The sequence below is a fragment of the Clostridium aromativorans genome (assembly GCF_020908015.1).
In the GTDB taxonomy this organism is placed as follows: domain Bacteria; phylum Bacillota; class Clostridia; order Clostridiales; family Clostridiaceae; genus Clostridium_B; species Clostridium_B aromativorans.
Map to the genome: position 1 here is coordinate 58,699 of NZ_JAJJPB010000017.1, position 22,546 is coordinate 81,244.

23 protein-coding genes are annotated in these 22,546 nt (G+C 34.3%); all 23 read left to right on the forward strand.

Annotation, left to right across the window (positions count from 1 at the left end):
• Positions 1–111 precede the first annotated feature (111 nt).
• The 23 genes from LN736_RS12785 (at position 112) to LN736_RS12895 (ending at position 22,533) form a co-directional block, all read left to right on the forward strand.
• Positions 112–1,167: a type IV pilus twitching motility protein PilT gene (locus LN736_RS12785; RefSeq protein WP_150357862.1), complete on the forward strand. Its 1,056-nt coding sequence runs from the start codon at positions 112–114 to the stop codon at positions 1,165–1,167.
• Positions 1,168–1,296: 129 nt separating this feature from the next.
• Complete coding sequence (locus LN736_RS12790) at positions 1,297–2,571, forward strand: glycosyltransferase family 2 protein (RefSeq protein WP_179977219.1); 1,275 nt, start codon at positions 1,297–1,299, stop codon at positions 2,569–2,571.
• Between the two features lie 195 nt (positions 2,572–2,766).
• Positions 2,767–4,041 carry a cell division protein FtsA gene (gene ftsA / locus LN736_RS12795; RefSeq protein WP_150357860.1) on the forward strand — a complete coding sequence of 425 codons (1,275 nt, stop codon included), beginning with the start codon at positions 2,767–2,769 and terminating at the stop codon, positions 4,039–4,041.
• A gap of 19 nt (positions 4,042–4,060) precedes the next feature.
• Complete coding sequence (gene ftsZ, locus LN736_RS12800) at positions 4,061–5,164, forward strand: cell division protein FtsZ (protein WP_150357859.1); 1,104 nt, start codon at positions 4,061–4,063, stop codon at positions 5,162–5,164.
• A 208-nt stretch (positions 5,165–5,372) separates the two neighbouring features.
• Positions 5,373–6,170 (forward strand): sigma-E processing peptidase SpoIIGA, encoded by a 798-nt coding sequence (spoIIGA, locus tag LN736_RS12805; RefSeq protein ID WP_179977220.1) that lies wholly within the window; start codon positions 5,373–5,375, stop codon positions 6,168–6,170.
• A 53-nt stretch (positions 6,171–6,223) separates the two neighbouring features.
• The gene (gene sigE, locus LN736_RS12810; protein ID WP_150357857.1) at positions 6,224–6,931 is read left to right on the forward strand and encodes an RNA polymerase sporulation sigma factor SigE; all 708 of its coding nucleotides are present in this window, start codon (positions 6,224–6,226) and stop codon (positions 6,929–6,931) included.
• 73 nt (positions 6,932–7,004) lie between these two features.
• Entirely contained in the window at positions 7,005–7,778 is a 774-nt protein-coding gene (gene sigG, locus LN736_RS12815; RefSeq protein WP_150357856.1) for an RNA polymerase sporulation sigma factor SigG, read from the forward strand.
• A 55-nt stretch (positions 7,779–7,833) separates the two neighbouring features.
• The gene (locus tag LN736_RS12820; RefSeq protein WP_179978272.1) at positions 7,834–8,097 is read left to right on the forward strand and encodes a YlmC/YmxH family sporulation protein; all 264 of its coding nucleotides are present in this window, start codon (positions 7,834–7,836) and stop codon (positions 8,095–8,097) included.
• A gap of 124 nt (positions 8,098–8,221) precedes the next feature.
• Positions 8,222–8,683 (forward strand): transcriptional regulator NrdR, encoded by a 462-nt coding sequence (gene nrdR, locus LN736_RS12825; protein WP_150357854.1) that lies wholly within the window; start codon positions 8,222–8,224, stop codon positions 8,681–8,683.
• A gap of 172 nt (positions 8,684–8,855) precedes the next feature.
• The gene (locus tag LN736_RS12830; RefSeq protein WP_150357853.1) at positions 8,856–10,583 is read left to right on the forward strand and encodes a sigma-54 interaction domain-containing protein; all 1,728 of its coding nucleotides are present in this window, start codon (positions 8,856–8,858) and stop codon (positions 10,581–10,583) included.
• A gap of 164 nt (positions 10,584–10,747) precedes the next feature.
• Positions 10,748–11,971 carry a transaldolase family protein gene (locus LN736_RS12835; RefSeq protein WP_229981665.1) on the forward strand — a complete coding sequence of 408 codons (1,224 nt, stop codon included), beginning with the start codon at positions 10,748–10,750 and terminating at the stop codon, positions 11,969–11,971.
• 27 nt (positions 11,972–11,998) lie between these two features.
• Positions 11,999–12,829 (forward strand): transketolase, encoded by an 831-nt coding sequence (locus LN736_RS12840; RefSeq protein WP_229981676.1) that lies wholly within the window; start codon positions 11,999–12,001, stop codon positions 12,827–12,829.
• The gene (locus LN736_RS12845; RefSeq protein ID WP_229981666.1) at positions 12,826–13,773 is read left to right on the forward strand and encodes a transketolase family protein; all 948 of its coding nucleotides are present in this window, start codon (positions 12,826–12,828) and stop codon (positions 13,771–13,773) included. The genes LN736_RS12840 and LN736_RS12845 overlap by 4 nt, the downstream gene beginning before the upstream one ends.
• A 31-nt stretch (positions 13,774–13,804) precedes the next feature.
• Positions 13,805–14,260 (forward strand): ribose 5-phosphate isomerase B, encoded by a 456-nt coding sequence (rpiB, locus tag LN736_RS12850; protein ID WP_229981667.1) that lies wholly within the window; start codon positions 13,805–13,807, stop codon positions 14,258–14,260.
• Between the two features lie 45 nt (positions 14,261–14,305).
• Complete coding sequence (locus LN736_RS12855; RefSeq protein WP_229981668.1) at positions 14,306–15,253, forward strand: PHP domain-containing protein; 948 nt, start codon at positions 14,306–14,308, stop codon at positions 15,251–15,253.
• A 23-nt stretch (positions 15,254–15,276) separates the two neighbouring features.
• Positions 15,277–16,212 carry a class II fructose-bisphosphate aldolase gene (locus LN736_RS12860; RefSeq protein WP_229981669.1) on the forward strand — a complete coding sequence of 312 codons (936 nt, stop codon included), beginning with the start codon at positions 15,277–15,279 and terminating at the stop codon, positions 16,210–16,212.
• 144 nt (positions 16,213–16,356) lie between these two features.
• Positions 16,357–17,700, forward strand: coding sequence for an FGGY-family carbohydrate kinase (locus LN736_RS12865; RefSeq protein ID WP_229981670.1), 1,344 nt, complete (start codon positions 16,357–16,359; stop codon positions 17,698–17,700).
• 35 nt (positions 17,701–17,735) lie between these two features.
• Positions 17,736–18,638, forward strand: coding sequence for a dihydrodipicolinate synthase family protein (locus tag LN736_RS12870; protein ID WP_229981671.1), 903 nt, complete (start codon positions 17,736–17,738; stop codon positions 18,636–18,638).
• Entirely contained in the window at positions 18,635–19,615 is a 981-nt protein-coding gene (locus tag LN736_RS12875; RefSeq protein WP_229981672.1) for a hydroxyacid dehydrogenase, read from the forward strand. Before LN736_RS12870 ends, LN736_RS12875 begins: the two co-directional genes overlap by 4 nt.
• Before the next feature lie 390 nt (positions 19,616–20,005).
• On the forward strand, positions 20,006–21,298 hold the full coding sequence (locus LN736_RS12880) for an MFS transporter (protein WP_229981673.1): 1,293 nt from the start codon (positions 20,006–20,008) through the stop codon (positions 21,296–21,298).
• Positions 21,299–21,347: 49 nt separating this feature from the next.
• Entirely contained in the window at positions 21,348–22,100 is a 753-nt protein-coding gene (locus LN736_RS12885; protein ID WP_150357843.1) for an SDR family NAD(P)-dependent oxidoreductase, read from the forward strand.
• Positions 22,101–22,154: 54 nt separating this feature from the next.
• Entirely contained in the window at positions 22,155–22,352 is a 198-nt protein-coding gene (locus LN736_RS12890) for a hypothetical protein (protein ID WP_229981674.1), read from the forward strand.
• The gene (locus tag LN736_RS12895; RefSeq protein ID WP_229981675.1) at positions 22,327–22,533 is read left to right on the forward strand and encodes a UxaA family hydrolase; all 207 of its coding nucleotides are present in this window, start codon (positions 22,327–22,329) and stop codon (positions 22,531–22,533) included. The genes LN736_RS12890 and LN736_RS12895 overlap by 26 nt, the downstream gene beginning before the upstream one ends.
• Positions 22,534–22,546 lie beyond the last annotated feature (13 nt).

Consider the following 22,546-nt stretch of genomic DNA (forward strand, 5'->3'; position numbering starts at 1 on the left):
TTTATTCTCGCTTTAAATTGATAATAATTTTTTAATTAATTTAAATGGTAAACATTATTTAAAAAAGTAGTAACGTTCTCGGGATAAATGCTTTAGAAAGGGGAACTTAAAATGGTAGTCCTAAAAGAACTATTAAAACAAACTATTGAAAAAAATGCATCGGATTTGCATCTGACAGTTGGGGCACCTCCTGTAGTAAGGGTGAATGGCGAACTTAAGAAATTGGGAAAGGAAAAACTACAGCCGGCGGACACTGAAAGGTTTTCCAAGGAAATATTAGGTGAAGACTATGAGAGATACAATAAGACTGGTGAGATTGATATATCTTTTTCCATATCGGGTCTTGGAAGATTTAGAGTAAATCTGTTTAAGCAGAGAGGTAGTTGTGCCATTGCAATAAGAGTCATAGGTTTAAAAATACCTACTTTGAATGAACTTAAATTTCCACCTGAGGTAAAAAAACTTTTAGATTGCAAAAAGGGGTTAATTTTAGTGACGGGATCTACAGGGTCCGGGAAAAGCACTACATTGGCAGCTATGATAAATGAGATCAATTCCAATAGAGCTGCACATATAATCACTCTTGAAGATCCAATAGAATATTTACATAAGCATAACAAGTCCATAATAAGTCAAAGAGAAATAGGTAAAGATTCCCTAAGTTATGCCAATGCATTAAAATCAGTGCTTAGGGAAGATCCAGATGTGATTTTAGTGGGGGAGATGAGAGATCTTGAGACCATATCTACTACTCTCGCTGCAGCTGAAACTGGACATTTAGTATTTTCAACTTTACATACCATAGGCACTGCTAAGACTATAGACAGAATTGTGGATGTATTTCCACCTTATCAGCAGCAGCAGGTAAAGATACAGCTGGCAGCTGTACTGAAGGGTATAATATGCCAACAGCTTATACCTAAGCTGGATGGTAAAGATAGAATAGCGGCAATTGAAATCATGATTGCTACCACAGCTATTAGAAACATGATAAGAGAAGGAAAAACTAATCAGATAGAATCTTCAATGCAGACGGGAGTAAAATATGGAATGAGAACTATGGATATGTCACTTGCAGAACTCTACAGAAAAGGATATATATCCTATGATTCTGCTATGGGTTATGCTATTGACAATAATATGCTTGCCAGAATAATTTCTTTATAGAAGGATATGAAAAGGGATAGAGTGAAAATTCTATCTCTTTTACTGTATATTATTTTAGAGTTTATTGTAAATTACTATAGTAATTAAATTTTAGTTGTGCTAAAATAACCTTAAATTAGGGGGATTAAGATGAGCATTTTTAAAGAAATAATTAATTATGCCTCTCGCATTTTAACTTACACAGTCTATATAGTATCTATATACTATTTGTGCATATCGTTTTTTGGCTTGCTGAGGAAAAGAGATACTGAACAGATAAAACCAAAAAGGAGTTTTGCACTGATTATAGCAGCCCACAATGAAGAAATTGTAATTGGTGATATTATAGAAAGCTTAAAGGAGTTGGATTACCCTAAAAAATTGTATGATATTTTTGTGATTGCGGATAATTGTACGGATAAAACTGCATTGAAAGCTAGAAAAAAAGGTGCCTTTGTGTATGAGAGAAGTAGTATAGGAAAACGCGGCAAGGGTTATGCACTTGAATGGATGTTTAATAAGATATTTAATATGGAAAAAAAATATGATGATATAGCTATATTTGATGCAGATAATATTGTACACAAAAACTTCTTGAAAGAAATGAACAAACAGCTCTGTAAGGGATATAAAGTTGTTCAAGGCTATTTAGACAGTAAAAATCCTGGCGATACGTGGATTACAGGAAGCTATTCTATAGCGTTTTGGACTAATAATAGGATGTTTCAATTAGCCAGAAGTAATTTGGGATTATCAGCCCAATTAGGCGGGACGGGTTTTGTGGTAGATACTGATATTTTGAAGAAATTGGGCTGGGGAGCTACATGCCTGACGGAGGATTTAGAATTTACCTGCAAATTGATATTACATGGATATAAAGTGGGATGGGCTCATGATGCTATAGTGTATGATGAAAAACCTCTTACACTTTGGCAGTCATGGAATCAAAGGAAAAGATGGATGCAGGGATTTACGGATGTATCAAGTAGATATTTTTTTAAGCTTGTAAAAAAAGCAATAAGAAACTGCAACTTTTTGTTGATGGACTGTGCTCTTTACAGTATTCAACCTATAATAGCTGTACTCATAGGATTTTCAGCTATAAGTGGTGGAATTCAACAGATTATGAAAGCACTTGATTTGATATCTGGTTTTAATACAGTTGTATATTCTATTAATTTTAATTTGTTGACCGTAGCGATGATATTACTTTCGGTGTTACAATTTATTTACACTCCTTTTATATTGATTTTGGAGAAAAAATTAAATTTTAAAACATTTGTATACTACATATTTTATCCGGTATATGCAATTACCTGGTTCCCAATTTCACTGTTAGGTATAATAGGCAAGAATAATAAGGAATGGAATCACACTGTCCATAGTCGGAGTGTAAAGATAAAAGATTTAGAAAAAGCTAATTAAACAGGGAAAAATTTTGATAAGGAAAGGATTGTAAGTCTTTTCCTTTTATTTTATGTTATAGAAAGAATAGATAAATATTCTTTAATTGCATTTGAGATTTTATTTAAATGTGATAAAATATAAGAGGAAAATTAGACTTTTTGTTGAATATATATTTTTAATGGTTCTCTTTATGCAAAGGAGGGAAATATTTTAATGAACGAATATATAGTGGGCATAGATATAGGCTCTTACAATATCTGTGCTGCTGCTGGAAAAATAGATAAACATTCCGAAGTACAGATAATGGGTATAACTTCCTCAAATTGTAGTGGTGTAAAAAGAGGGATAGTTGTAGATATAGATAATACATCGGAATCCATAAAGAAATGTATAAGCTCACTGGAAAGAATGGTGGATACAAAAGTAACTGGGGCTTATATATCCTTGTCAGGGGGGATAAGTGAGCTTGTTTGGAATAAAGGAGTAGTTGCAGTATCCTCGGAAGATCGTGAAATAAAGAGAAATGATGTGAAAAGAGTGTTAAAAGCATCTAAAATAATTAATATTCCCAACGATAAAGAAATAATAGGGGTAATACCTCAACAATATATAATTGATGGTTATGATAAAATAAAAGATCCTATAGGCATGTGTGGATTAAGATTAGAAGTGGATTCGCAAATAATACTTGCCCAGTCAACTGTAGTAAATAATATTTTTAAAAGTGTGAACAAAGCTGGAATAAAGGTACTTGGAGTAGTATTTGAGCCTATAGCTATATCCAGTGTGGTTTTGAAAGAAGAGGAGATTCAGAGGGGTATAGCTCTTGTAGATACGGGTTCAGATTCTATAAATATTTATATTTATAAAGGAGGAAATTTAAGAAGTATAAGTACTTTACCTTTAGGTGGAAGTATTATAACCAATGATATTGCAGTTTGCTTGAAAATCCCTGTTTCAGAAGCAGAAAAACTTAAAATAAAATATGGAAGTGTAGCAGCAGATTCTCTTAGGGATAATTTTAAAATAGAGGTAAATGCCAATTATAATAACAAAGTAAAAGTGGACTGTAATGTTTTAAATCAAGTTATAGAAGCTAGGGTTGAGGAGTTGTTTTCATTAATAAATAAAGAAATAAGTACGTCTGAATATTACAATGAACTTTCTGGAATAGTTATAGTAGGTGGCGGTATGGCGCTGATAAATGGCATAGAGGAATTTGGCAGAAATATTCTGGGAAAGCTTGTAAGAATTGGGATACCTAGATACATAGGGGCAGCAAGTCCACTGTATGCTACGGCGGTTGGAATAGTAAAAGACGTTTCAAATTCTATGAAGTTGAAAAATACCATAGATGTGGATTCATCTAAAAATGATAATTTACCCGATTATAAAAAGATAATTGAAGATGAAGAAGAAACGGAAAATGGAAATAGAACCAATGGGTTTATATCTAAGATAAAGGATTTTTTTACAGATTTTTTTTAAAAAAGGAGGCAGAGGTATTGTGTTAGATTTTGATGTTGATGTTCAGCAGTTTGCTCAAATCAAAGTAATAGGATGCGGCGGAGGAGGAAACAATGCTGTAAATAGAATGATAAAAGAAGGGTTAAAAAATGTTGAATTTATTGCTATAAATACAGATAAACAGGCGTTGATGCTTTCACAAGCATCACAGAAAATACAAATAGGTGATAAACTCACTAAGGGACTTGGAGCAGGAGCTAATCCAGAGATAGGGCAAAAGGCTGCGGAAGAAAATAAAGATGAAATATCCCAGGCTATAAAAGGAGCAGATATGGTATTTATTACAGCTGGCATGGGTGGAGGAACTGGCACTGGAGCGGCGCCTATAATTGCAGAATTAGCTAAATCTATGGGAATACTTACGGTAGGGGTAGTCACTAAGCCTTTTCCCTTTGAAGGCAGAAAGAGAATGCTCCATGCAGAGATGGGAATAAAAAACCTAAAGGAGAAAGTGGATACACTGGTTACTATCCCAAATGAAAGACTTCTTTCCATAGTAGATAAAAAAACCACTTTGATGGAATCTTTTAAATTTGCAGATGACGTTTTAAGACAAGGTGTACAGGGTATATCCGATTTGATCACTATACCTGGACTTGTAAATTTGGATTTTGCAGATGTTAGGACAATTATGATAGATAAAGGTCTTGCCCATATGGGTGTAGGAAAGGGAAATGGTGATAGCAGAGCTCAAGATGCTGCAAAACAGGCCATATCGAGTCCTCTCCTTGAAACTTCAATAGTGGGGGCTACAGGAGTACTTCTAAATATAACCGGTGGCCAGGATCTTGGGCTACTGGAGATAAACGAGGCTGCTGAAATAGTTCAAGAGGCTGCAGATCCTGATGCAAACATAATTTTTGGGGCTGTTATAGATGAAGAAATAAAGGATGAAATAAGAATTACTGTAATAGCAACAGGATTTGAATCAGATAAGAGCGGCGAAGTTAAAGATAAAAATTCTTTAAAAGCTGATACAGGTGTAAGGGACAGTAAGAATGAAGCTGCTGCTTCTGTAGAGTATGAAAAGTTCAATGAAGATAATTTGGAGATACCTGCTTTTTTAAGAAGGCAGAAAAGATGAGAAAATCACAGCTGGCAATTAATTGCCAGCTGTGATTTTTTTAGATGAAAATTAAGATTAAAAAACATTGGAGGAATAAAAGAAAAATTTATGACATATTATAGAAGATAAAAATATTGGAAATGATTAAGAAATGACAAAATTTTGAAATACATAGGTATATAATAAAAGTAAATAAAAGGAAGCAAAGGTGGAGGTGATTGTCTATTTGATCGTATACATAGACTTGCTAATTTTAATAAATTTAATAGTAGATTTTTTCCTGTTGTATATTACGGGTAGGACTCTCAAATTAAAGATAAAATTTAAATTTATGTTTTTAGCAGCATCTATAGGCAGCATCTATACAATTACACTAATATATCCTAATTTGGAGTTTTTCTCCGCCTTTTATTTTAAAATTATAGTTTCAATTGCATTGATTTATATTTCCTTTGGAAATAAGGGGTTTATTACCAATTTAAAAATAGTGTCAGTATTTATTCTCTATTCAATGCTGTTGGCAGGGTTATGTATATTTATTCAATATAACAAATATTCCTATGTAGATGGTCCTGTTATAATTAATTTTTCATATCAATGGCTTTTTACTTCGCTTATGATATTATATATGGTTATTGACAGATTATTAGTCTATGTCAAAGATAGGAATAGATTGTCTACATTGATTTACAGTGTGGATATTGTATTTAAAAATAAATGTAAAACTGTCAGGGCTTTTCTTGACACTGGAAATGAGCTTAGAGAGCCCGTAACTAATTTACCGGTGATAATAGTTGAAAGTTCTGTATTTAAGAACATAAACTTAGAAGAGGATTCTAAATTTTATATACCTTACAGGGTCATAAATGGTGAAATTGGAAAACTCCAAGGATTTAAAGCAGATGCGGTGAGAATAAATTTGGGAGGGGAAATTAAATACAGAGAAGCTGTAATTGCTATTTGTCAGCAAAAATTAAGTGAACTTGGTGATTATCATGCTCTTTTATCCAGGGGAGTAATATAAAGTGATCACGCTTGTATAAATAGTTAAAAAACAATTGATAGTGGAGGATAATTATGCTTAAGTTAAAAATGTTATTGAACAGAATACTTATAAAATTCAAATTTATAATAAAAGATATATATTATATAGGTGGCAATGATGTATTACCTCCGCCTCTGAGTAAGAAAGAAGAAGAGGAATTGGTTTCAAAGTTGGTATCTGGAAATGAAAAGGTAAAGTCCACCCTTATAGAAAGAAATTTGAGACTGGTAGTCTACATAGCTAGGAAATTTGAAAATACAGGGGTTAATGTGGAGGATTTAGTGTCTGTTGGAGCCATAGGACTTATAAAAGCAGTAAATACCTTTAATCCTGAAAAAAAAATAAAATTAGCTACTTATGCTTCACGGTGTATAGAAAATGAAATACTCATGTACTTGAGAAGAAATAGTAAGGTAAAAGCAGAGATTTCTTTTTATGAACCCTTAAATGTAGATTGGGATGGAAATGAACTGCTGCTCTCTGATATTTTAGGGACTGACAATGATGTGGTCTATAATTTTATAGAAGATGAAGTGGATAAACAGCTTTTAGTTATTGCCATGAAAAAATTAAGTGATCGGGAGAAAGAAATAGTAAATTTAAGATTTGGATTAAATGGTAAAAAAGAAAGAACTCAAAGAGAAGTGGCGGATTTGCTTGGAATATCCCAGTCCTATATTTCTAGGCTTGAAAAGAGAATTATAAAGAGATTGAAAAAAGAAATAAATAAAATGTTATAGGGTTGTCTTTAGTATAAAATTGAGCCTCTTAGTAAATACTTAAAATGCTATATATTCTAAAGGGGCTGATTACATGATGATTAATAAAGTTGAAATTTGCGGCGTGAATACATCAAAATTGCCGGTTCTAAAGGGAAAGGAAATGAAAGAACTTTTGATAAAAATGCAGCAGGGGGACGATAAGGCTAGAGAAAAATTTATAAAAGGCAATTTGAGATTGGTGTTAAGTGTAATACAGAGATTTAACAATAGGGGAGAAAACGTGGATGATTTATTTCAGGTAGGATGTATAGGACTTATGAAGGCTATTGATAACTTTGATTTAAGTCAAAATGTTAAATTCTCAACCTATGCAGTTCCTATGATTATAGGTGAGATACGAAGATACTTGAGGGATAACAATTCCATAAGGGTGAGCAGATCACTTAGGGATATTGCATACAGGGCACTTCAGGTTAGAGATAGGTTGATAAGAGAGAACAACAAGGAGCCAACTATATCCCAAATAGCTAAAGAATTGCAAATACCTAGAGAAGAAGTGGTATTTGCACTGGATGCAATTCAAGATCCAGTTTCACTGTTTGAACCCATATACCATGATGGTGGGGATGCCATTTATGTAATGGATCAAATAAGTGATACAAAAAATGTAGATGAAAATTGGCTTGAAAACATAGCTATAAAAGAAGCTATGAAAAAGCTTAATGACAGGGAAAAATTGATTCTCAATTTAAGATTTTTTGATGGAAGAACTCAAATGGAGGTGGCAGATGAAATAGGAATATCCCAGGCTCAAGTATCTAGATTGGAAAAAACTGCATTGAGACACATGAGAAATTATATATGAGATTTAAAATGCAATGGTTTGCAAAAAATGGATGGAGGGGTGTACATATATGGATATGGAAGGAGATCTATTTTCCTTAGTTAATTTGAAAGATATGGAAATTATAGATGCAAATACTGGTACAAAACTGGGCTTTATAAAGGATTTGAAAATAAACTGTGATGAGCACAGGATAATGTCAATTATTTTACCTTCTCAGACTTCTAAGATGTCGTTGTTCAGCAAAAATGAAGATATAGAAGTTCCATGGAAAGATATAAAAAAAATAGGGGTGGATGTGATTTTAATAGATGGGGGAAAATTGTCAGATAAGGTTTAAAAATTCTTCATTATTTAGGTAAAATATCATCGTGATATAATAATTAAAAAGAAATTGTAGAATATTTAGAAAAAAAGTGTATAATTATTGTTATAGTATAGTTATATAAAGGACGTGAATTAAATTGAAATGCCCTTATTGTGGATATGGGGAAAGTAAAGTAGTGGACTCTAGATCTACAGATGATGATATGGCCATAAGAAGAAGAAGAGAATGTTCAAATTGTGGTAAAAGATATACCACCTATGAAAAGATTGAAAATGTGCCTCTATTAGTCATAAAGAAGGATATGAGCAGGGAGTATTTTGACAGAAATAAAATATTGAATGGGCTTATAAAAGCATGTCAAAAACGACCTGTTTCAAGGAAACAAATTGAAGGTATAGCAGACGAAGTGGAGAAAGGGATAAATAATAAAATGCTTACAGAGATAAGCTCTTCTGAAATAGGGGAAATGATAATGGAGAGTTTAAAGAAAGTTGATGAAGTATCCTACGTGAGGTTTGCATCTGTATATAGACAATTTAAAGATATAAATACTTTTATGGAGGAGATAAAAAATCTTATTTCTCATAAAGAAGATTAGAAATATGGGAATATGGGTAATTTACGTAGATTGTATAAAATAAATTATGATTTATTTTATGTAACTGAAAATTTTAGTTTTTAGTTATATTTTTTATATTCGTAAATGGAAATTAGAGAGTTTTGATCGGTTGAGTTGATTTCATTTTATATTAAAAGGGGGCACTGGGTGGATGAAAATAAATGTCTCTAGAATAATGAATACTAGTATTTTATTGATAAAATTAGAAGGTAAATTAAAAAACTTAAGTCAAAATAAAGAAACATATGATTATGTGATTGTAAACGATAATAGAGATGAAGTAAAAAAGATATTTTGTTATCTAGGTGAAAAGCATAGGGTACCATTTGACACTATTGGTTATTTATATTATAAAGATTTAATAGAGGTAAATCAGAATGTTAAAGATGTAATTATTGTTAAAGATGATAAATATAATGTGGTCGGGATTATTACCAATCGTGAATTGCTAAATTTTATAGAAAATAAATATAAAATACTTTTAGAAGACTATACCCGTGTAAAAACGGATTTGAATGCTTTTATGACTTGCTCGGATGATCTGGTTTGTATTACTGACGGATCCGGTATTAAGGTCAGAATAAGCTCTTCTTGTGAGAAAATCTATGGTGTAAAACCTAAAGAACTTATTGGAAAGAATGTAAGGGAATTAGAGAAAAAACGTATATATTTGCCATCTGCTACAAGAATGGCTATAGAGGAGAAAAAGCCTATAACCTTAACACAAAGAACGAAATCAGGAAAAAAGCTCCTTGTAGTAGCTACACCTGTTTTTGATAAAGATAATAATGTTAAACGTGTTGTCAGCATATCAAAGGACATAACGAATGAAGAGATGCTAAAAAGTGATCTGTATAAGACTAAAGATCTTTTACAGAGGTATGAGCAGGAACTGGCAGCTTTGAGAATTGAACAGACTCAAGATCACAACATTATATATAGAAGCAAGGAAATGGAAAAAGTTATAGAAGTGATAAAAAAAGTCGCAGTAGTGGATTCCACCCTTATTATATATGGAGAAACCGGAGTTGGCAAGGAAGTAATATGCAAATATGTTCATAATATCAGTAACAGAAATGGGAGACCTTTTGTTAAATTAAATTGCGGGGCGATTCCAGAGAACTTACTGGAAACTGAGTTATTTGGGTATGAAAAGGGTGCTTTTACTGGGGCACGTTCTGAAGGAAAGCCGGGGCTTTTTGAGATTGCCGACAAGGGAACTCTGTTTCTCGATGAAATTGGTGAAATACCTTTTATCCTACAAGTAAAGCTTCTGAGAGTGCTGCAGGAGAAGGAATTTATCAGAGTGGGTGGTATTAAACCTAGAAAAGTTGATGTGAGAATAATAGCGGCTACCAATAGAGATCTAAAAAAATTGGTTGAAGACGGGAAGTTCAGGCAGGATTTATATTACAGGCTAAATGTAATTCCAATAACGATACCTCCTTTGAGAGATAGAGTAGAAGACATATCCGTACTTGCATATCATTTTTTGGATGTATATAATAAAAAATATGGCTATTCAAAACAGCTTACAAATGAGGTTATAGAAGTTTTTATGAAATATAGATGGCCGGGAAATGTGAGAGAGCTGGAAAATGTAATTGAGCGTACTGTAATAATTTCAGAAGATAACCAGATTAGATGCAGTGATCTGCCTGGGGAACTGACGACTACGAATGAAGATAGTAACCTATCAGATGAAATACATATCTCGAAACTTATGCCTCTTAGGAAAGCTTCTGCATTAGTGGAGTACCAGCTTATAAAAAGGGCTATTGATGAGAACGGAAGCACCTATAAAGCAGCTAAAGTGTTGGATGTAGATCAGTCTACGATTGTAAGAAAAATAAAAAAATATGAGTCCGCAGCAAAATGAATTTTTAATGTAGCCATGCATTGCTTAATGTAAATTTACATTGATTAATATAATATTTGAAATTTAAAATTATGACCTAAAGGCATTTATAGGTCTTTTTTTTATTTGGCATAAATTTTGCGTAAGCTTAAGGATGTAAAAATATCTTATGGGAGCGATGGTATATGAACCAAAATATTTATAAGAGCAGTGCTATGGAACGATTGAATTTGACGAGCCAAGATATGGAGCTTTGGTGGGATTCAAATCCTCTTATCTATGAAACATGGTGTGAGAAATTTTTAAAATCCACTCCGGATAATTTAAGGGATATTGTGAAATCACAATTAAAGAAGCTGTGGGATAGTAATACGGATTCTGAAAAATGGGTATTCAAAGGCGTTACCACAAATCCTCCCCTTACAAAGGCGGTATTTGATCTATTAGGTGATAAATGGGCTCCGATTATTAGGAACATCATACACTATAATCCTAAACTTAATATGGATGAAATTACCTGGAGAGTTTATATGGAAGCTTGCAAAAGAGGTGCCGCACGTTATTTGAATTTATATGAGCAATCTTCACATAAATATGGTTTTGTGTCAGCTCAAGTAAATCCTCAAGATTATATTAATCCGTTTAAAATGGTCAAGGATGGACTTGGATTAAAACAATTGCAGGCTAACATTATGGTAAAAGTTCCAGCAACTGAGGAGGGCGTCTTGACAATATTTATATTGACACTTCTTGGCATTCCTACAAATGCAACTTTGTCCTTTACGCTGCCGCAAATTATGGCAGTTGCAAAGGCAGTTAAATCAGGCAGGGAATTGGGCGAAAAATTTGGAACTGACTATTCAAATTGGCGTTCAGTAATAACATTGATGATAGGGAGATTTGAGGATGCACATACTTTCGAGGATGAGGCTTCAGAAAGAGGGGTTAAACTTACTGAAAAAATGAAGAGGTGGGCTGGTATTGCAATAGCTAAAAAGGCCTGCAGAATTTTAACTGAGAATAAGTATCCAAGTAAATTGTTGATTTGCTCTATGAGAGTAGGTCCTGAGATTGACGGAGTTAAACATATATGGCATATAGAAAAATTAGCTGGTGAAAACATGATATTTACAATGAACCCAAATTTGATACAGAATTTAATGCTTCTGTATATTGATAGACCGTTGAAAAGCGGTGTAGAGGAGCAGGTACCAGAAGAGATTATAGAGGAACTGCTGAAAATACCTTATTTTAGCAGAGGATACGGTGAAGAAACAATTGCCCCAGATGAATTTAAAAATATAGAGCCTACTTTTACAACTTATAAGCAATTTTCAAGTGCAGTAGATGATCTGGAATCTTTTGTTTCTATAATAAAAAATTCAAGTAAAGGTGCTTCTGTTATATAGGAAAGTTTGGAGGGTGTATTTAAATTGGTGGATATTAATAGAGATGAAATTAGGAAAACAGCAGAACAAATCAGAAAGGATTGTATTTGTATGAGCACTAGAGCAAATTTTGGACATCTAGCGCCAGCGCTTTCTAGTGCGGATATTATAGCGACTTTATACAAAGGTATTATGAACTACAGACCTGATAATCCTCAGTGGCCTGATAGAGATAGTTTTATTTTAAGCAAAGGGCATGGCTGTTTAGCATTATATTCAATATTATCTCAGGTAGGATATTATAAACGTGATCTATTAAGAGATTTTGCCAGCAAATGCGATACCATGTTGCCTGGGCATCCTGAGATAAAATTACCGGGGGTTGAAGCCAATACGGGATCATTAGGTCATGGCATTCCATTGGCCATCGGTATGGCATTGGCGGCAAAAATGGATGATAGAAAGTGCAGGGTATTTGTTTTAACAGGTGATGGAGAGCTTGAAGAGGGAACTAACTGGGAAGCTGCAATGATTGCTGCAAAACATAAACTGGATAATTTGGTTGTTATAGTGGACAGAAATAGTTTGCAACTGGGGGATTTTACTGAAAATATAAGTCAACTAGAGCCATTAGAGGATAAGTGGAGAGCTTTTGGATGGTCTACTAAAAATGTAAATGGCCACAATATAGAGGAATTACTGCCTTCATTAAATAGTGCACCTTATGAGACTGGAAGACCTACTGCTGTAATAGCTCATACAATTAAGGGAAAAGGACTGGAAATTGCAGAGAATAAAATAGAATGGCATCACAAAGTTCTGACAAGAGAACAATATGAGAGCCTAAAAGATAATTTGGGATTGGAGGCACTTGAATGATGACTGAAAATAAAAAATCCACAAGAGATGCTTTTATAGATGGACTCCTGAGTGTAGGAGAAGGTAATAGAAAAATAGTAACTGTAGCTGCAGATTCACAATCTCGATATGGAAGCTTCGTAAATTTGTACAGGGAAAGAAGCTTTAATGTGGGTATAGCTGAACAGTCAATGATAGGTATAGCTGCTGGGCTGGCATTGGCTGGTAAAATTCCTGTAGTTACTTCCTATGCAAACTTTCTAACCTTTAGAGCTTGTGAGCAAATTAGAGTGGATATTGCTGGACAAAATTTGAATGTCAAAATTGTTGGCACGGATACAGGTTTTTCTTCAGAATGGCTTGGCTATACACATATGGCATTGGAGGATGTGGCTTCCATAAGATCAATTCCAAATGTTGTGATAATAGATCCTGCGGACTATAATGAGGCATTTGCCGCAACAAGGGCAGCGTTTGAATACAAGGGGCCGGTGTATTTACGTTTAAGGGGCAGAAAGAAAGAGAACTTAGTCTATGATAGAATTCAGGACTTTCAAATTGGGAGAGGAAATGTATTGCGAAAAGGTAAAGATGCAGTTGTAATCTCATCCGGCGGTGCAGTATACGATTCCTTAAAAGCCGTGGATTTATTGCGGCAAAATGGTATTAATGCTGCATTGATTGATATGGCGTCTATAAGGCCATTGGATGATGAACTCATTCTGAATTTTGTATCAAAAATAAAGACAGTTGTTACAGTGGAAGATCACAATATTGTAGGTGGACTGGGAAGTGCTGTTGCAGAGCTGCTCTCAGAAAACACCAGAGATACAACACTTTTAAGGCTTGGTGTAAAAGACAGCTTTGGAACTGCTGGAACCGATGAAATGCTTAAAAAGAAATTTATGTTAGATACAGATGGAATTGCATCTGGTATCAGGTCGTTTATTGAAAATCATAGATAATTTATTTATATGAAAAGGGGTGTTTGATATCATGAAAATTATAATCGGAGCAGATAATCTTGGATATGATCTAAAAGAAATTGTAAAGACACATATTGAGTCAAAAGGTATAGAAGTAGTTGATGTAGGAGTATATGATAAAAAGCCGGTAGACTATCCTGATGTGGCGCTGGCCGTTGCTAAGAGAATAGCAAATAATGAATTTGAAAGGGGAATTTTGATATGTGGTACAGGTATAGGAATGGCTATTGCGGCAAATAAGGTGCCTGGAGTGAGGGCAGCCCAGTGCCATGATATTTATTCAGCAGAAAGGGCCAGGAAGAGCAATAATGCACAGATAATGACCATGGGTGCTGTGGTGATTGGGCCGGAGTTGGCTAAAAAACTAGTTGATGTCTGGCTTGAATCTGAATTTCAGGGTGGGCGCTCCATACCCAAAGTTAAAAAGATAAACGACATAGATAGTAGATGCCGTAAATCTGTCTAGAGGTTATGTTAAAATCAATTATTTAGTAAAAAGGAAGGTTGGAATATGTCAAGATATGATTGCGATTTACATTGTCATACAGTTAGATCTGATGGAAATGACACTCCCAGGGAACTGATAGATAATGCAGCTAAAATTGGTATGAAAGTTATTGCAATAACCGATCATGATATACAGCCTCCATCTGTAGTTAAAGTGGGAAATGAGGAAATACCAATTAAAAAATATGCATTTGATAAGGGCATTGAATTGGTTTTGGGATATGAATTTTCCTGTGATACTTATGTGGATGATGTGCATATTTTAGGCTATAAGCTTGATTGGAGTAATAAATTGGTAGAAGATGAGGTTAGAAGGGAAAGAGAGAGCAAGGTGGATGCTTATAGAAAATTATGTGATGTGTTAACTGAAAATGGAATTCATGTGGATTATGAAAATTCCATATTGCGGTATACGGATGAAGAGGATAATGTAAGATACAGAAAACCGGAGGATGTGCAGAGAAAACATATATTTGAGTTCATTGCTAAAACGGGATATGCACCTAGCTGGAAAGATGCAAAAATAATGGTACGTGATAATCCCAAATTAAATGTGAGAAGAAAAAAAATAAATTCTTTTGACGCAATTGATCTTATTAAAAATTGCGGGGGGACGGTTGTATTAGCCCATCCATTTTTAATTGATGATGTAGTTAAATATCCTGATGGGAAAACTCTTACAAGAGAGAATTACATAAATCAATTGATAGAACATGGGCTTGACGGAATTGAAGCTTGTTATACCTATTCCAAAACCAGCTATAAGGGCAGCTTTAGTAATAAGGAAATAGAAAACTATATAAAAGAACATTATGGAGACAGGGTAAAATTTTTTACAGGTGGTTCGGATTATCATGATGACGGGAAGAAAAATGTAAAAAACCCAAGGTGTATAGGAGAAGCTGGTATTACCTATGAAGAATTCAATACTATAAGAGATTATTTTATTTAAAACGTTGATTACGGAAAGGATTGATGAAATTGCCATTAGTTAGTAGTAAAGCGTTGTTAATTCATGCACTTAAAAATCACTACGCAGTTGGTGCATTTAATGCAAATAATATGGAGGTGGCACAAGCTATTGTTATGGCAGCCGAGGCAGAAAAGGCACCGGTTATAATTCAGATGAGTCAAGGAGCAATAAAATATGCTGGTATGAACGGTATTTTTTCAATTGTTGGATCATTGGCAAAAAGATCAAGCGTACCAGTTGTCTGCCACTTGGATCATGGAGTTGATTATGATGTTGTGGTGGGTGCATTGAGGACGGGCTTTACGTCGCTCATGTTTGATGGATCGCCTCTGTCCTTTGAAGAAAATATAGAGATTACCAAACAATTGGTTAAGATGTGTCATGCTGTGGGTATTCCTCTGGAAGCTGAGATAGGGAAAGTTCCTGATTCGGAAAAGAGCCATTTATCACAAGAAGAAATGAAAAAATATTATACTACCCCGAAAGAGGCAGAGGAATTTTTTGAAAAAACCAAGGTAGATTCACTTGCTGTATCGGTGGGGAGTGCCCATAAAATGAAAATACAATCTGCTGTGCTAGATATAGACAGAATATATGAAATAAATGAGGTAGTTGAGGCACCATTGGTTTTACATGGGGCTTCAGGAGTAAAAGATGAATATGTTGTAAAAGCAATTAAAGCTGGTATAACAAAGGTAAATTTTGCTACTGAATTAAATAAAGCTCTTACAGGTTCTCTAAGGGAAAGCTTAAGTAAAAATCCTGATTTAGTTGATGTGAGAAAATATGGAGATGAGGCACGAAAAAATGTTGTACGGACTGTAAGAGAAAAAATCCAGCTGCTGGGTTCTTCTAATAGGGCAGAAGAGACTTTGAGATTTATTTCAGAAAATGAGTATTTTCACCAGCACAAAAGCGGCAACAGCATTATTGAGTAAATAACATATAGGGATATGTTGGTAAAATATTATCTGACTTTGTATATAAGACATAGAGTACTCTTATAGGTAAATTGACTTTATATTGATGAAAGCTTGACTTTTATAAAATCAGAAAACGTTTTTAAATTGGGGGGTTATGAGTTGTATATATTATCAATAGATTTTGGCACTTCTTCGCTTAAGATGGGCGTATTTAATAGAAAAGGGAAAAATCTATGTTCAACTAAAGTTGAATACGATTTTGAGGTTATAGATAGATTTAAGATTCAAATAGATGCAAATCTTATGTTTAAGGCGTTTATTGACGGATTGAAGAAATTTGAGGAATATAAAGATAAAATAGAGGTAGTTATAGGTGATGTAGCGTTGTCAATGATTGCCATGGATAAAGAGGGAAATCCGGTTTATCCTATGATACTGCATTTGGACAGGAGAAGTTATGCACAGTCCGAGTTTGCTCTAAGGGCAGTTGGCGGCGATAATTTTATGAATATAAATGGCAATTTGCCGTTTGCAGGTGGTATTACATGTACGAGTATGCTTTGGATCAAGGATAATTTACCTGATGTCTATAAAAAGACGTATAAATTTGGACATTTTAATACATTTTTCCTGAGAAAAATGGTCGGAAAATTTTTGATAGATCCTTCAAATGCATCTTTCACAGGGTTGTATGAGACATTAAAAGAAAGTGGATGGTCTGAAGATATCTGCAGGGAAATTGGAATGGATAGGGATAAGCTGCCTGATATAGTTCCAACCAAGAGCATTGCAGGTTACCTGTCAAAGTCAGCAGCTGAATTGACAGGGCTTCGCGAAGGTGTACCAGTAATTGTAGGATCAAATGACACTGCAAGTGCCGCCTTTGGTGCCGGTGCTGTTAATACTGGTGATATTTTGAATGTGTCAGGAAGTAATGAAATTATTACTGTTACTACGGACAATCCTATTCCAGACAGGCATTACTATATTCGTACATCAGTTACTCCTGGCAGGTGGCTCTATCTTGCTATAACTGTTGGCGGCAATGCAGTGGAATGGTTTAGGAAAGAGTTCTGTAAGGATATGAGCAAAGAGGAATTTTATTCTGAATATCTGCAGGATATCTATAGAAAGTATTCTAATATGGATATTACAGAAATAAAGGAGAAATTCGAACCATATTTGGCAGGAGACAGGCACAGCCTGAAAAAAAAGACGGGAGCTTTTAATGGCCTTACCTTTGAGAGTACAAGAGAAAGTATGTTATTAGGTCTTTTAATAGGAACTTATGATCCTGTGTTCAATACAATTAATGTCTGCAAAGATCAGATAAAACTCAATCAAAATATCTTTTGGACTGGCGGGATGATCAATGATGCTTATCTGAAATTTAAGCGTAATATTTTTAGAGGTTTTGATTTTAAAGCGAAAAAGGATTGTTCTGAACTTGGAAATATTAAAATTGCAGTTGAAGTTTTAGATCCAGTATCTAATATATTATAGTAAAAATTATATTCTTAAGAAAGGAATGAACTAATATGAACAACATAAAAGAAAAACTCAATGGAACAATTTCTCCAATTGTAACTCCATTTGTCAATCAGAAAGTGGGCTATGGTGAATTGGGGAAGAACATTAAAAAGTTAAATGTATCCCATCTAAAAGGCTATATGCTGCTGGGAAGCAATGGTGAATTCAAGAGTTTAACAGATGCTGAAAGCCTTAAAGCAATTGAAGAGGTGTTAAAAAATAAATCCGATGACAAAACATTTATTGTAGGAACAGGCAGAGAATCAGCTTATGCAACTATTGAATTTACAAAAAAGGCAGCCAGTGTGGGAGTTGATTTTGTAAGTGTACTTACACCAAATTATTTTCCTGGCAGAATGAACGACGAGTCCCTGATTAAATTTTATACTACAGTTGCGGATGCATCACCAGTTCCATTGCTGATATATTGTATACCAAAATCAGCCAATGGTGTCATGGTATCGACTAAGGCTGTATCAGTACTTGCACAGCATCCCAATATTGTAGGTATGAAGGATTCATCCAAGGAGGATATAGGCAAATATGTTGGTGCAGTTCCTGAAGGAGCGGATTTTTACGTCTTGTCTGGTTCTATTATGAAATTTTTAGATGGATTAAAGAAGGGAGCTGTAGGAGGAGTGCTTTCCATGGCAAATTACCTTCCTGATCTCTGCAGCAAAATTCAAGAACTGTTTAATGAGGGAAAAAGAGAAGAGGCTGAAAAACTGAATGATAGGCTCTGTAAACTCAATCCTAAAATTTCAGGTTATGGTGGTGTAGTAGCGGTTAAAACAGCTATGAATTTGCTTGGATATTATGGGATGGAACCTAGACTGCCTTTGCTGCCGTTAAAGGAAAACGAAGTGGATGAAATTAAAAAATATTTAATTGAGGAAGGGCTGTTGAAATGAAGCAGGTATTGTTATCTCAGGAAATACACCCTGAGGGGAGAAAATTGTTAGATAAAAGATTTGATGTTTCCACTGTTACCAATCCAGATGAAAAAACAGTTGCATCTATGGCAAAAAATGCAGATGCTATTGTTCTCAGGACGAATTTAAAAATTACGAAAAGTATAATTTTAAATGCACCTAAATTAAAAATCATATCGAGGACTGGTGCAGGTGTTGACAATATAGATATTGATACCGCTACAAAGCGGGGAATCTTAGTTTGCAATTTACCTGGTGTAAACAATGTTTCAGTATGTGAACATACTATTTCCATGATGTTGTGTCTGGCAAAGCAGCTAGCCTATATGGATAAGTCCGTGCGCAATGGCAATTGGAAAGCAAGAAGATCAAATTTGTCTGTAGAGATGGATGGAAAAATACTTGGAGTTGTCGGTTTGGGAAAAATCGGAGCTCTGGTTGCCAAGAAATGTCATAATGCGTTTAATATGAAGATATTGGCATTTGATCCATATTTAAAAGATAAATTTCAAAACAGCGAATATGAGTTTGTTGATGATTTAAAAACGCTATTTAGAAATTCCGATTTTATAACGCTGCATTGTCCTGATACGCCCCAGACTAGAGGAATGGTAACAGAGGATCTCTTGTATTCAATGAAGAAAACTGCTTATTTAATAAATGCCGCAAGGGGAAGTTTGATGGATGAAAGAGCATTGGTGAAGGTACTTAAAGAAAAAAGAATTGCAGGTGCAGGTATTGATGTGTTTACCCAGGAGCCACCGTCACCTGATAATGAGCTGTTGAAACTTGAAAATATAATGCTGTCACCTCATTCTGCAGCATTGACCAAAGAAGCGTCGGAGAGAATGGCAGTTAAAGCTGTAGAAGCTGTTATGGATTATTTTGAAGGACGTCAGCCAAAATACATTTTTAACCATGATGAATTGTTAAAGAGAAATATAATTAGTGAGTAGTTTAAACTTATATAGACATGAAGGTTATATGAAAAATTAGATTTTGAGCTGTCGATTTGAGCGGCATGATTTCCATATAGAGCGACAGCTCAGATAAAGATTTTTGATTGTTGGATTACTGTAGAAAATTGAGAATTGCCAATGCTATAAAGGCAAACTTATATCAAGAATTAGTTGAAAATTCAAAATAATATTGAAATTGCTCAATAAGAAGACGGAATAATTGTAAATACAGCTTTCATTCAGAATGAGTAGATATCTCCAAAAGATTCATATACGGCGGGCATAGGCTGGCATAAATTTATTAAGGGTAAATTCTTATAGTCATGTGGCGTAATGGATTTCTTATTAAAAATTACGCTAATTTAATAAGAGAGGATATGGTAATTTATGAATATCAGTAAATATAAATGGCTAATATTGGTGCTATTGGTTATCGGATCTCTGATAAATTATATTGATAGATCCGCACTTTCAATAGCAGCTCCGTATATAATGAAAGAATTCAATTTTAGTGCAGCGGATATGGGAAATATTTTTAGCGGTTTCTTTTTTACCTACGCAGTATTTTGTTTTATAGGAGGTTATTGTTCAGATTTATTTGGCCCTAAAAGAACAATGGGGATTGCAATGATATTTTGGTCTTTCTTTGCATTTGCACCGGCAATTGCGTGGGGATTTGCTTCACTGTTTGTATTTAGACTTTTATTTGGAGCGTCTGAAGGACCAATAAGTTCAGTATCAAATAAGATGATTACAAATTGGTTTTCACCAACGGAAAGAGCTAGAGCAAAAGGAATTTCAGATTCAGGAATGTCACTTGGAGCTGCAATAAGTGGACCGATGGTAGGATTAATTGCTATTAAATGGGGATGGCGTGTTTCTTTTATTGTACTTCTTGTATTGGGATTATTGTGGACAATATCTTGGTTTATATTATCATATGATACGCCTTTTGATTTTTTAAGGCATTTTGAAAAATCACATAATACGTCTGTTAATGGTAATACGGTTGAAGGTGAAAAGAAAAAATCAGCTGATTTAGTGAACAGAAAAACTTTATCTTTTTATTTAAGACAGCCAATTATATGGTCAATTATAATTTCCTTTTTTGCAGTTAATTTTATGACATATTTTTTCATGACCTGGTTTCCAAGTTATTTAGTTATGGAAAGACATTTGAGCATTAAAAATATGAGTGTAGTGAATGTTATACCATGGCTATTTGGAATGTTAGGTTATGTATTAGGGGGCACTTTGTCTGATTATGTTGTAAAAAGAACGGGAAATACTATTAGATCAAGAAAATTAGTTATATTTTTTTCACTTATAGGTCTTGGCATTTCTGTAGGTTTATGTGGGCTTGCTAATAGCACCATGTTGGCAATTATATTAATGTCGTTTGGAGTGTTCTTTGGATATTTAGCAACCCCTAGTTTTTGGGCTTCCATCGGGGATTCTGTAAAGAGTTCAAATGTAGGTGGTGTAGGCGGATTTGCTCATTTCTTATCAAATACAGCAGGTATTGTTGCACCAAGCATAACAGGATATATTGTCCAGGGAACGGGGAAATTCACGAGTGCTTTTATATTAGCTGGCTCGTTGGCTTTGGTAAGTGCTTTAGTTGTTCTGGCTTTTATGCATCCTATACGTAAGTTAGATGAAAAAAAGATATCTGTTTGAAAATCAGTATTTTATAAATGTAATAAATAAATTTTAGGGGGAATAAATAATGAATGGTTTATCGGGGAAAACGGCAATTGTTACTGGAGGCAGCAGGGGAATTGGTTTTGCCATTGTGAAGCTTTTAGCTGAAGAAGGGGCAAGTGTTGTAATTGCAAATCGTAAGAAAAGAGAGAGTGAAGAGGGGGCAATATCTGAATTAAAAAATAAAGGACTAGATGTATATAGTGTACCCTGTGATGTTTCTAATTTGGGAAACATAAAACATCTGATATCGGAGACAATAAATCACTTTAACAAAATAGACATGTTGATTAACTGTGCAGGGGTAAATACAAGGAAACCTGTTGAAAGCTATACAGAAGAAGATTGGGATTACATGGTTGATATCAATTTGAAAGGTGCATTTTTTACTTGTATTGAAGCAGGAAAACATATGATAGCTCAGAAGAGTGGAGCAATTGTAAATGTAGCCTCAATTCAAAGCGAGCAGGTTTTGCCGGAGAGAGGTATCTATGCAGTTACTAAGGGTGGTATAAAGCAATTGACTAAAGCATTGGCAGTAGAATGGGCTAAATATAATATAAGGGTAAATGCTGTATCTCCAGCTTTTGTAAAAACGGAAATGACTGAGAAAATGCTAGAGGACAAATATTGGGGAAATTTGATCATTAATAAAACACCTATGAAAAGACTGGGAAGGCCTGAAGAAGTTGCAGAAACAGTTCTGTTTTTAGTATCACCAAAAGCTTCATATATAACGGGTATAAATTTGATGGTTGACGGAGGATGGACAGCATAGGTTGGCATTTTTAATATTAATTGCAAATGAAATGAATTTTAAGGGGGAATGGTTATGAATGACAATATAAATTCCTTAATTGTAGACAAAAAAGATAATGTGGCTGTGGCTATGGTGGAACTAAATACCGGGGATACAGCTGTGTACAAGATTGGTGATGAATTGAAAAAGGTTACTATTGTAGACAACATACCTGTCTATCATAAATTTTCGGTATCCAATATAAGTGAAGGAGATAAAATTTACAAATGAAAAGATGAAGGGAAATATAGATTTTGATGCAAGTGGAATTCTATCGGGAAAAGATACGGTAGAACAGCTGGGCGAGAAACTGCTGAATGAAGTCATCCATGTGGCAGAGGGAAAAGTTACAAAGGCAGAAGCATTGGGCTTCAATGATACTGCAATATGCAGAGTGTGCAACTATGTGTAAGTTTCTATAATTA